General features: G+C 46.8%; 9 protein-coding genes. All 9 read left to right on the forward strand.

Annotated elements, in window-relative coordinates; translation table 11 throughout:
• Positions 1-32 precede the first annotated feature (32 nt).
• The 9 genes from ACYVGR_RS08575 to ACYVGR_RS08615 all read left to right on the forward strand — a co-directional run bounded on the left by ACYVGR_RS08575 (position 33) and on the right by ACYVGR_RS08615 (position 12241).
• Entirely contained in the window at positions 33-1046 is a 1014-nt protein-coding gene (locus tag ACYVGR_RS08575; RefSeq protein WP_460955516.1) for a glycosyltransferase family 2 protein, read from the forward strand.
• A gap of 27 nt (positions 1047-1073) precedes the next feature.
• Complete coding sequence (locus ACYVGR_RS08580) at positions 1074-1676, forward strand: inorganic pyrophosphatase (RefSeq protein ID WP_460955518.1); 603 nt, start codon at positions 1074-1076, stop codon at positions 1674-1676.
• A gap of 116 nt (positions 1677-1792) precedes the next feature.
• Complete coding sequence (sppA, locus tag ACYVGR_RS08585) at positions 1793-3559, forward strand: signal peptide peptidase SppA (protein WP_460955520.1); 1767 nt, start codon at positions 1793-1795, stop codon at positions 3557-3559.
• 89 nt (positions 3560-3648) lie between these two features.
• A complete protein-coding gene (locus ACYVGR_RS08590; protein WP_460955522.1) occupies positions 3649-4842 on the forward strand; it encodes a helix-turn-helix domain-containing protein in 1194 nt (397 codons plus the stop codon).
• A 111-nt stretch (positions 4843-4953) separates the two neighbouring features.
• Positions 4954-6180, forward strand: a complete 1227-nt coding sequence (locus ACYVGR_RS08595) for an acyltransferase family protein (protein WP_460955524.1) — start codon at positions 4954-4956, stop codon at positions 6178-6180.
• Between the two features lie 35 nt (positions 6181-6215).
• Positions 6216-8189 carry a pyrroloquinoline quinone-dependent dehydrogenase gene (locus tag ACYVGR_RS08600; protein WP_460955526.1) on the forward strand — a complete coding sequence of 658 codons (1974 nt, stop codon included), beginning with the start codon at positions 6216-6218 and terminating at the stop codon, positions 8187-8189.
• Between the two features lie 125 nt (positions 8190-8314).
• The gene (bioB, locus tag ACYVGR_RS08605; RefSeq protein ID WP_460955528.1) at positions 8315-9310 is read left to right on the forward strand and encodes a biotin synthase BioB; all 996 of its coding nucleotides are present in this window, start codon (positions 8315-8317) and stop codon (positions 9308-9310) included.
• Positions 9311-9404: 94 nt separating this feature from the next.
• A complete protein-coding gene (locus ACYVGR_RS08610; RefSeq protein ID WP_460955530.1) occupies positions 9405-9983 on the forward strand; it encodes a Crp/Fnr family transcriptional regulator in 579 nt (192 codons plus the stop codon).
• A gap of 113 nt (positions 9984-10096) precedes the next feature.
• Positions 10097-12241: a DAPG hydrolase family protein gene (locus tag ACYVGR_RS08615; protein ID WP_460955532.1), complete on the forward strand. Its 2145-nt coding sequence runs from the start codon at positions 10097-10099 to the stop codon at positions 12239-12241.
• The last annotated feature ends 9 nt before the right edge of the window (positions 12242-12250 follow it).

Genomic DNA, 12250 nt, shown 5'->3' on the forward strand with positions numbered 1-12250 from the left:
CGTTAATTGATCAATTAACGAGCCTTAATCAAATGTCTGAATTGCTTCAACTAACCGTTCTGATTCCACTCTACAATGAAGAAGAGTCGCTGCCTGAACTGCACGACTGGATTGTACGAGTCGTAACAGAGCAGCAGTATACATATGAAATCCTGTTCGTTGATGACGGCAGCACCGACGAGTCGTGGGCTGTGATCGAACGACTGGCACAGGCTAGTTCGACAGTCCGTGGTATCCGGTTTAATCGGAATTATGGCAAGACAGCGGCTTTGCAAACGGGTTTCCAGGCGGCTCGTGGTCAGGTAGTCATTACGATGGATGCCGATCTACAGGATAGCCCCGACGAAATACCGGAATTGTACCGGATGATTACAGAAGAGAAATTCGATCTGGTGTCGGGATGGAAACAGAAACGCTACGATCCTATTACGAAAACGCTGCCGACCAAACTGTTTAATTCGGTTTCGCGCTGGATTTCGGGGGTGCAGCTTCATGATTTCAACTGCGGCCTAAAAGCATATCGGCAGAAAGTTGTTAAAACCATAGCGCCGACACTCTATGGCGATATGCACCGAAACCTGCCCATTGTAGCTAACTGGAACGGGTTTGGTAAGATCGGTGAGAAGGTGGTTCAGCACCGGGCGCGTAAATATGGTACCACTAAATTTGGTCTCGAACGTTTTGTCAATGGTTTTCTGGATGTACTCGTTATCGCGTTTGTTCAGAAATTCAGTAAACGGCCCATGCACTTTTTTGGAACGTTCGGCACCTTGTCGTTTTTCGTAGGTACTGTGCTGGCCATCTGGTTGATCGTTGAAAAACTGATTAATATTTCCCAGGGCGTTAAATTTCGAAACGCTACCGACAACCCACTGTTTTATTTCGGCTTAGTCGCGATAATTCTGGGCGTTCAGTTGTTTCTGGCAGGCTTTCTGGGCGAAATGCTGGTTCGACAATCGCTGGGTAAATCGAGCGATATGCAGATTGCTGAGCGAATCGGCTTTACAGAGCAAAGAAGTATTGGCATTACCGACGTACATTTATAAATAAAACAACCTCCATAGTAAAAAGCAATGAAGAGTAATTTTAAAGCGCATCCTTGGCATGGTATCCCAATTGGCGAATTAGCGCCCAAACAAGTGACTGTCTTTGTCGAGATTGTACCGACCGATACCGTTAAGTACGAAATCGATAAAGCAACAGGCTACCTTAAAATTGACCGCCCTCAGCAATATTCCAACGTATTACCTGCGCTTTACGGCTTTATTCCCCAAACCTTTTGTGGCGATCAGATCGCGAAACTGGCAACTGAAAAATCAGGTCGGACAGTTGAACTGGGCGATGGTGACCCGCTCGACATCTGTGTATTGACGGAGCGCGAGATTACCCACGGTGATTTGATTCTACAAGCGATCCCCATCGGTGGTTTCCGCCTGATCGACAAAGGTGAGGCCGACGATAAAATTATTGCCGTTCTGAAAGGCGACGCCATGTATGGCCAATATACCGAACTGGGTCAACTGCCCGAAGCAGTCGTAAAACGGTTACGTCACTACTTCCTGACCTATAAAAACCTGCCCGAGGAACCAGCCGTTATGGAACTGGCCAATATCTACGGACAAGCCGAAGCCTGGGAGGTTATTCAAACATCTATTAACGATTATAAGTTGATGTAATAAAGGGACCATTCGTCCGCTGTTTTACGCGTTCAACACGTTGTATAGCCTGGGAATTTACTTCCGGGCTATATTTGTAATAACCTGTTAACAAGGGGCTCAATTTATTTTAATACATGCGACAGTTTCTTAAATATGTGCTGGCCACCATTATTGGCCTGATACTGTTTTCGTTTGTGGGCTTTCTGCTTCTCATTGGCTTTGCGGCAGCGTTATCGACGTCTGGAGATAAGAAACCGGATGTAAAAGCGAACTCAGTACTGAAAATAGATTTAGACAAACCCATTGAAGAGCGTAGTAGCGAAAATCCCTTTGAAGGCTTCGGCCCGATTCAGGGATCAGGAGATGCCATTGGGCTAATTGAATTAAAGGAGAGCTTAAAGAAGGCGAAAGAAGACGATAATATCAGCGGTATCTACCTCCAGACCGAAGATCCACAGGCTGGCTGGGCTACGGTTGAAGAGGTTCGAAATGCGCTTATCGACTTCAAACAGTCGAAAAAGTTTGTCTATGCCTATGCTGAAGGCATGAGCGAAAAAGGTTATTACCTCGCATCGGTTGCCGACAAGATTTACCTGAACCCGGCTGGCGAACTGGAATGGAACGGTCTCAACGCCGAACTATCTTTCTTTAAAGGCACGCTCGATAAGCTGGGACTGAAGCCTGAAATTTTTCGGGTAGGGGAGTTCAAGAGTGCGGTGGAGCCGTTTATTCGTGAGAATATGAGCGAGCCCAACAAACGCCAGGTGACCTCATTCCTGAATTCGATCAACGATCATATGCTGGTTCGGGTAGCACAAAGCCGTGGCTTGCGTGTCGATTCGCTGAAACGATATGCAGATAATCTCACTATCCAAAAGCCGGAGGATGCACTACGAACTAAACTGGTTACCAATGTTGGCTATCAGGACGAACTGGAATCTGTGATTCGGAAACAGGTAGGTATCGATGAGAAAAAGAAAATCAACTACGTTTCGCTGAGTAAATACGAAAAGTCAGACTCAGAAGAAGGAACAGGGGGCAGTTCAAATCGCATTGCGGTCATTGTTGCTTCGGGCGATATTCATTCAGGCAAAAGCGGTGAAAACAGCATCGGCTCCGAAACCATTGTGGAAGAGCTACGAAAAGCCCGCTTAGATGATAAAGTGAAAGCCATTGTATTGCGGGTAAACTCGGGCGGAGGTAGCGCATTGGCATCGGATGTGATGTATCGCGAAGTCGAACTGGCCAAGAAAGCCAAACCGGTCATCGGATCAATGTCCGACTATGCTGCATCGGGCGGGTATTACATGCTCATGAGCTGTAACAAGATTGTCGCTCAACCGAACACCATTACGGGCTCCATTGGTGTATTCTCATTGCTGTTCAATACCGAAACGTTTTTCAAAGACAAATTGGGGATTACGTACGACCGGGTAAAAACGAACGAAAACGCTGATTTTCCAACGGGTACCCACGAGATGACACCGTTCCAAAAGCAAACCATGCAACGGTCGACCGAGCGGATTTATGCCCAATTCACGGGTAAAGCCGCGGCAGGCCGCAAATTGCCAGTGGATAGCATCCGAGCTATTGCGGGTGGCCGTGTCTGGACGGGTAGTCAGGGTAAAGCTATTGGTTTGGTTGACAAACTGGGTGGTTTGGACGATGCCATTGAACTGGCGGCTCAGTCGGCTAAGCTGAAAGAAGGCGATTATAAACTGAGATATCAGCCCCGTAAGAAACCATTCTTCGAGCAGGTGATGAATTCGTTTGGGGGCGACGAAGAAAGCCGGATTCAGGCCCAACTTGGCGAACTGGCTCCTTACGTAAAATACCTGAAAAAACTTAAAACCCTGGAAGGTATTCAGATGCGGATGCCTTTTGAGCTGACGATTCATTAAGTTAAAATTTGGTTTACGTAATCCAGACCTATGAGGTTTTAAAAACCTTATAGGTCTTTTTTTTATCTTCGCTACGTAATACTGTTTACATGCAAACGCTTCCCATTCATCTTGATCTATTCGCACTCATCATTTTTCTAGGTGTTGCCCAAGGCCTATTTTTGGGTATTTTCTTCCTGACTGGTGAGCGAGGAAAGAACATATCCAATCGATGTCATGGGCTATTTATGTTGGTGTTATCCGCAATCAGCGGGGAAATATTTCTGAACTACACCAACTATACATTTCGATTATTATGGATGGGAGATTTTTCGGAACCATTCAATTTTTTACTAGGTCCACTGTTCTACTTTTTCGTTTTTAGTAGGCTTTGGCAGCGATTACCCCATCGTTGGGGTTGGCATTTAGTACCATTTGGAATCTGGCTGATTAACTCGGTAACCTGGATGTATCAACCTATTGATTTCAAATACAACTCCTACATAAATTCACAGCACCCTGAATTGCCATTTATAAAACAGCATCTCTATTTGGAGGAGGATTTCACAGAGCTACGCGGTTTCATTAGTGAGATGACACTCATTAGCTGTTTTATTTATGCTATTTTGGCCCTGCTGGCTATTCGAAAGGCAAGCCGTCAGGACTCAGTTCTACGATCGTCGATCAAATTGAAATCGCTTCGTTTACCAAGTTGGCTGTTTGCCCTGGTCCCATTTTTAATTGTCCTGGTCAAACCACAGTTCGTAAATGATGTTGGCGATTATTTACTGGCAACATACATCGCGATCACGATTTACACGAACAGTTTTCTAGTGATGAGTCGGTCCGATTTTTTTCGGGAAGAACCGCCTATAGAACCGAAAATTAGTGAACCAGATTCAACCGTCGAATCTAAAAAGAAATACGAGAAATCGGCCTTGTCGGAAGAGGTTGAAGACGCTGTTCTGACAAAGCTTGCCCGCTTACTTGAATCCGAAAAGCCTTACCTGGATAGTGATGTATCGTTGCCCAAACTTGCCAGTCGGCTAAACACCAGCCCTCACCATTTATCGCAATTACTCAACGATCGCTTAGGGCAAAACTTCTTCGATTGGTTAGCGACTTACCGAATTGCCGAAGCGCAACGATTGCTAACTGATACCACAACGTCTCATTTGAAAATCGATGAGATTGCCGAGCGCGTCGGCTATAATTCACCTTCGGCTTTCCATACTGCTTTTAAACGACTAACGAATCTGACGCCGGCACAGTACCGAATAAAGGGGCTAAAAGAAGGGGCTTAGGGTTAGTCTGGAGTTCGTCCCGGTCGGCACGAACTTCGTGATTGCCGGGAAATAGATCATTTGGGGCTTTGTGAGGGCACTTTTGCAGCATAAACTAAATCTGCAAAACCTATGCAGTCGACATTGCTTCTACAAACCCCCAGCCCCGCGCTTCCGGCTTTAAGCCAACGCCGATACGATCTTGACTGGCTTCGCATCATTGCCATTCTGACGTTGTTTTTCTACCATACGGGCATGATTTATGTCTCCTGGGATTTTCATATTAAAAGTCCTGAACATAGCCGCCCGATGGAATATGTCATGAGCTGGCTGCATCGCTGGCGAATGCCCTTGTTGTTTTTTATTTCTGGTGCTGGCGCATTCTTCGCACTCAAAAAACGCGCTTACGGTACGTATGCAAGCGAACGTGTCCGCCGATTATTTGTGCCCTTGCTATTTGGCATGTTCGTTATTGTACCTCCTCAGATTTACGTAGAATGGTTGTTTCGAGGACGATTCTCGGGTAGTTATGCCGAATTTTATCCTGAGGTACTCAAGTTTCAACCGTATCAGGATGGAGGGGCTGGTGGCGCTTTCAGCTGGCATCATCTGTGGTTTATCTGTTACCTTTTCTTTTATTCGTTGCTGAGCATTCCACTGTTCAAGTGGCTTAAAAGCGAATCAGGACAACGCTTTACGAACAAAATCGGGCGACTCATTGCCCGGCCGGGCGGAGCCTTGTGGCTGGTTGGTTTGCTATTGCTCAATGATGTGGTGCTGGGCGGCTTTTTTCCCCACGAAACCCACGCCTTAGTGAATGATTGGGCCTATTTCATGAAGAACTTGATTCTCTTTTGGTTGGGCTATTTACTGATCAGTCGGCGAAGCTTTTGGGAAACCATTGCCGACCAACGACGTTATTTTCTGGTTGCAACGATTATCTGTACCGTAATTATCTACAGTTTTCGGTTCTTTGTCAGTCAGGAAGCGTTCGATAATTCGAGGTTAATCATTACTCTGTTTAGCTTTGATGGTCTGGGAATAACCTGGTTTTCAGTGCTGACAACTATTGCCTATGGCTATCGCTATTTGAATAAAAACCATCGGCTGTTACCGCAACTAAACGAAGCGGTTTATCCATTCTACATCATCCATCAGACCGTTATTTTGTTGATTGGCTACTATGTACTGACAAAAACTGGTTTGGGCGTCTATGATGGTTTTTTGACAATAACTCTCTCGTCGTTTGTTGCTTGTACTGCCATCTATTTGCTGATCATACGGCCGTTTACACTAACACGATTTCTGTTTGGTCTTAAAGCAAAGTCAGCCCCAAAGCCTGAATCAGTTCCTGCCTAACGCCAGTGATTAGTTAGAAACGAAATATATCTGCCATGAACCAACTGAAATTCATACATCAAGTTTGCCTTGCTGGTACCCTTCTACTTCGGATAAGCTGCCAAACAGAGTCAAGGGCTCAAATATTATCCAAACAAGCCACCAATTCTGTTGAATGGCCAGCTTATGGGAACGATGCAGGCGGTATGCGGTTTTCGCCACTAACGCAGATCAATCCGGGTAATGTGAAGCAATTAACCGTAGCCTGGACGTTTCGAACGGGCGAATTGGAGCATTACAAAGGCACCTCTGCCGAAGAGAAAGCGGCTTTCGAAGCCACGCCCATTATGGTTGATGGTACGCTTTTCTTTAGCACGCCCACCTCACGGGTCTTCGCAATTGATGCGGCTACTGGTCAAAAGAAATGGGAATACAACCCTGATGTGTATCTGCGTCAGGATTTATCCGAATTGACGTCGCGTGGCGTTTCTGTCTGGCCTTCGCCAAGCGAGAAGAAAGCAACAGTTGGAGCCGCCAAACGTATTTTCGTGGCTACGATTGATGGGCGGCTGATTGCGTTGGATGCGCTTACGGGCAAGCCAATCGACACGTTCGGAAAAGCGGGTAGTGTAGACTTACGGGCAGGAGTGGGAAACATCAGCGTTACGTCGCCACCTGCGATTATTGGGAATACGGTTGTGGTAGGCTCGTCGATGGGCGATAATCAGCGGTTCAATTATGATCGGGGTGTCGTGCGGGCGTATGATGCCGTAACAGGTGCTTTACGCTGGAGTTGGGACCCGATTCCGCGCACAAAAGGAGAGGCTGGTTTCGAGACCTGGAAAGGCCCCAATGCCACTCAAACCGGCGCTGCAAATGCCTGGTCCATTATTTCGGCCGATGCTGAGCGAGATCTGGTGTTTATTCCAACAACCAGCCCGAGTCCGGATTATTATGGAGGTGAGCGTCTGGGCAAAAATCTCTATGCCAGTTCTATTGTAGCTATCCGAGCCTCTACAGGCAAAGTCGTCTGGAGTTTTCAGACGGTCCACCACGATTTGTGGGATTACGACAATGCGTCGCAACCCTTGTTGTTCCCCTTTACCTTCAACGGTAAAACGGTGCCAGCGGTGGCAGCCGGTACGAAAATGGGCTTTGTCTTTATCCTGAATCGGGAGACAGGAGAGCCCTTGTTACCAGTCGAGGAGCGCCCTGTTCCGAAATCGACTGTTCCGGGCGAAGAAGCGTTCCCGACACAACCCTTCCCGAAAACACTACCTGCGTTGGGTCTGCAAAAACTGGAAGCCTGGGGCATGACTCCAGCCGATAAAGCCATTGCTCAAAAACGAATTGATGGGCTTTTGTATCAAGGTATTTACACGCCACCTTCATTACAGGGCAGCCTGATGACGCCGGGCAATGTAGGAGGTATCCATTGGGGAGGTATGTGTTATGACCCCACATCGGGTTTGTTGATCTCCAATGTGAACCGGATGGCGGCTGTTATTCGGCTACTGGAACGGGAAAAGTTGGCCGAATCTGTGAAAAATGACCAGGATTTACTTCGGGCCGAAACCGGAATGCAGTCGGGGACACCCTACGTATTAAAACGTAGCTATATGTTCACCCGAGATGAACGAGGCATTCAAATGCAGACGCCACCCCCCTGGGGAACATTAGCGGCTATTAACCTCAAAAAGGGAACGCTGGAATGGGAAGTACCTTTAGGCTATATGATGGATATCAATAAATACCCAGAAGCTAAGCAATGGGGTTCGTTAAACTTCGGAGGAGCCATTGCCACAGCGGGCGGACTTGTCTTTGTAGCGGCCAGTTTAGATGGTCACTTACGTGCCTTTAAAACGCAGGATGGTAGCCTGCTATGGGAAGTTCCTCTGCCAGCAAGCGGCCAGGCGACTCCTATGACCTATCAGGTAAACGGACACCAATACGTGGTGATAGCCGCTGGAGGGCATGGTAAGTTAGGAACCAAGCTGGGAGATTATCTGGTAGCGTATCGATTGCCGTGATTTTGTCTAATATTATAGTGTAGAAACAAGGGCATCTCGCCAATTTCTGGACGGGACGTTTTTGTTTCTGCCCCTCCGGTTCTATTTTTGACCCTTTTACTAGCTTACTTAATTTACCCAGCGCTATGCTTCGTACCGATTGGACCCGTGCTGAAATAGCCGAAATTTATAATTCACCTGTACTGGATTTGATGTATAGGGCTGCTACCGTTCATCGTCAGCATCATGATCCGCAAGAAGTGCAGGTTTGTACCCTGTTGTCGGTCAAGACGGGCGGTTGCCCCGAAGATTGCGCTTATTGCCCACAGGCTGCTCGTTACCATACAGGGGTGAAAGTTCACAAACTGATGGAAGTGAGCGAGGTGTTAACCGCTGCACAACGGGCCAAAGATACAGGCAGTACACGGTTCTGTATGGGAGCTGCCTGGCGCGAAGTGCGCGACAATAGTGATTTCGATAAAGTGCTCGATATGGTGCAGGGCGTCAATGAAATGGGCCTTGAAGTTTGTTGTACATTGGGTATGCTTACCGAAAGTCAGGCACAAAAACTGAAAGATGCCGGCCTGTATGCCTACAACCACAACCTCGATACCAGCGAAGAGTTTTATGGCGATATCATCAGCACACGTACCTACGATGATCGCTTAGATACGCTTGGTCATGCTCGTAAAGCGGGTATTTCAGTTTGCTCGGGCGGTATTATCGGTATGGGCGAATCCGATCAGGACCGTATCGGAATGCTGCACACACTGGCTACGTTACCACAACACCCTGAGTCTGTTCCAGTGAACGCGCTGGTGCCGGTGGAAGGAACACCGTTGGAAGATCAGCCACGGGTATCGGTTTGGGAAATGATTCGGATGATTGCTACGGCCCGTATTATCATGCCCAAAGCAATGGTTCGGCTGTCGGCCGGACGCGTTCGGATGAATACCGAAGAGCAGGCACTATGTTTTCTGGCAGGTGCCAATTCAATCTTCGCAGGTGATAAACTCCTGACAACCCCAAACCCCGATGGCGACGCCGATCAGGAATTATTCCAGACACTGAATATCCGTCCGCGTAAGGCATTCAAAGACGCAACCCAACCAGCCGTTGTGTTTGAGCAGATTCCGATTTGAGGTAAATAAGTTGACTTTTGCTTAACTAGTACGTCAAAGTAGCAGTCTGACTGCTACTTTTTTTGCTTTAGGTTAATGCACAATCGGCTATCATATGCTTCCCCCTTTTCTAATCGCAGAACTCAGTCGGGCAAATGTTTCTCCCGACCTTATTGAGCAAATTCTGAAGCACACTTCGTTTTTAGACGTAAAAAGCCAAACACTACTCGTTCGGCCAGGCGACGTATGTAGTAATGTTTACTTTATCCTTTCTGGTGGTTTCGTATGCCGGTATATTGATGAAGCTCTGGAAATTGAGAAAACGATCAATTTTTATATGCCAGAGCTGCATCCGTTCATGAGTTGTGTTGATAGTTTTTTCTCGGGTCTACCAACCCGGTGCGAACTACGGGCAATCAGCAATGCAACCTTGCTGGCAATTGCAAAAAAAGATTTAGAAGTACTTGTTGCTACCGATAGTAATTTTTTCAGGTTTTATCATTCTATCGTTACAACAGCCTTACAGGAGGAAAACGACTTCAAGCTAAAAATCATTTCCTACACCTCCGAACAGCTATACCAATATCTTATTTCTACATTTCCGGGGATTATCCAGCGTGTCCCATCGCGCTTTATTGCTGAATTTATGGGAATTTCGCCAGAGTGGTTAAGTAAACTGAAACACAAAATCTAAGCAGCCCTATCCTGTCTGCCACTATTCGGCCAGAACTATTTCTTGAATTAATTCAAGTGCTGCTGCCACAATAGCCCATTAGTTTTGAGACATCTTTTTAACGTCTTAAAATTATGGAAAAAGAATACATTGGCTATCGCCCCCAGGATTTCAATACCAGGCATGCACAGTATTTTAATGAAACTATTCTACCGCTGGCAACGCATGCACAAACGGCCCTAGCCAATTCGCCTTTTCAGCCAGGGGCCTTACCTCCATTTTCGGCCGCCAATTACCTGGAGTCAGAAGGGTATACTGATCTGGAAAACGGATACACGAAGGGTGCCGACGGGAGTATTCACGTGGCTATCCGAACGCACATGCCCGGCGTAACTCCCAACATGTGGGACTGGTGGTTTGGCTGGCATGGTTGCCAAAACAATCGTTATAAACTATGGCATCCCAAAGCTCATGTGAGTGCCCATTGGGAAGATGGCCGAGACGAGGTATCCTATATTGGCCGCCATTCGATCATCAAAGAGTATATTGGCGAGGAGTTGCAGGATGCCGTTATCCAGTTTAAATCACCTACCGAATTTGGGTTTTCTACAGAAGCCATCAACAATCCCGAAAAAGCGGTTTATATCTGCGCCCGGCTTGGACATCCTACGCTACCAGTCGACTATGGCTATCTCGTACATCAGGTTCGCGCTGTAAAAGGAGGCTCAGAAATGCGGTCTCGATTCTGGCTCGGTGGCCAATATGTTAATGTCCGAAAAGCCGGTGTGCTGGCTAAATTAGCTTCTGATTTTCTGCGGAAAGTCCGCTCGTTGCCCAAAAACTTCGGTCCCGATTTACTGAAACATTGCTCAGAAGAGATGACTCATCTGGCGGCTTTCTTACCTGATCTCTATGCCAAATTTATGAAAGAAAACGAAGGGCTGCAGATTGCAGGCAACATCACAAACCAGGACGATCCTACCTTCGAGGAACTGGTTATGGGTACGTTATTCAATAAAATAGACCCTGGCAAGCGCCCCAGCATGGTAGTTGAACCCAAGAACATTCAGGACGTTATTGACACGATTAACTATGCCAGATCTACTAGCAAAAAAATTACCGTTTGTTCGGGCGGCCATAGTTTTAGTGCTAACCACTTGCGCGACAATAGCATTCTAATCTTGATGAAGCGCTTTAACAGTTACGAAATCAACGTCGACACCCTGACGGCAAGGGCTGGGCCAGGTGTAGGTGGTAGTGTGTTGATGCTCGAATTGTATAAGCATAATTTGTTTTTTCCGGCTGGTCACTGCAAAGGCGTTTGCATTGGGGGCTACTTATTGCAGGGTGGATATGGCTGGAACGGGCGTAAGTTGGGGATTGCCTGTCAAAGCGTAATTGGGCTGGATATTATTACAGCCGAGGGCGAACTCGTACATGCCAATGCCGAACAAAATTCCGATTTGTTCTGGGCTGCCCGTGGGTCAGGCCCCGGTTTCTTTGGCATTGTTATTTGCTTTCATCTTAAACTATATCCAATGCCTAAATACCGCGCCATTATTGCCCACGACTTCTATATGAAGCATCTGGAGGATGTATACACCTGGGCTTACGAAGTCGGGCCTGATATTCCTAAAGCCGTCGAGTTTCAGATGATTATGAGCAATAGTATGCTCAATTTGCTTGGGCCAGGAATTGAAGCCATTGCACCCATTTTTGCCGATACTAAAGATGAATATGAAGAGGCAATGGCATTTATGAAAAACAGCCCTATCAAGAGTAAGGCGGTTATTGCCACACCTGCATTCAATCCAGGTATTGACATGCTTTACAAAACAACAATGACTCATTATCCTGAAGAGCAGTATTGGGGAGTCGATAATATGTGGACACACGCCCCACTCGACGATCTGATGCCTTTTATCAAAGAAATTGCCCGTACGCTCCCTCCTGAACCATCGCATTTTTTGTGGCTAAACTGGCACCCTGGCCACCTTTCTACCGATATGGCCTATTCTAATGAGGATAACACCTATCTGGCTTTATATTCTACCTGGGAAAACGCTGAAGATACCCCTAAATATGGCAACTGGGCAGCCAACATGATGCGGCAAATGGCTCATTTATCGACGGGTATCCAACTGGCAGACGAAGGACTCCACAAACGTACGGCTCCGTTTCTATCAGACAGTCATCTGAAGAAAGTACAGGAAATCAGAGCCCAGCGCGATCCGAATGGCCTGTTTTATGAGTGGCATAGTCGACCTGTCATAAAATGATGGATTACT

The sequence above is a fragment of the Spirosoma litoris genome, assembly GCF_054776755.1.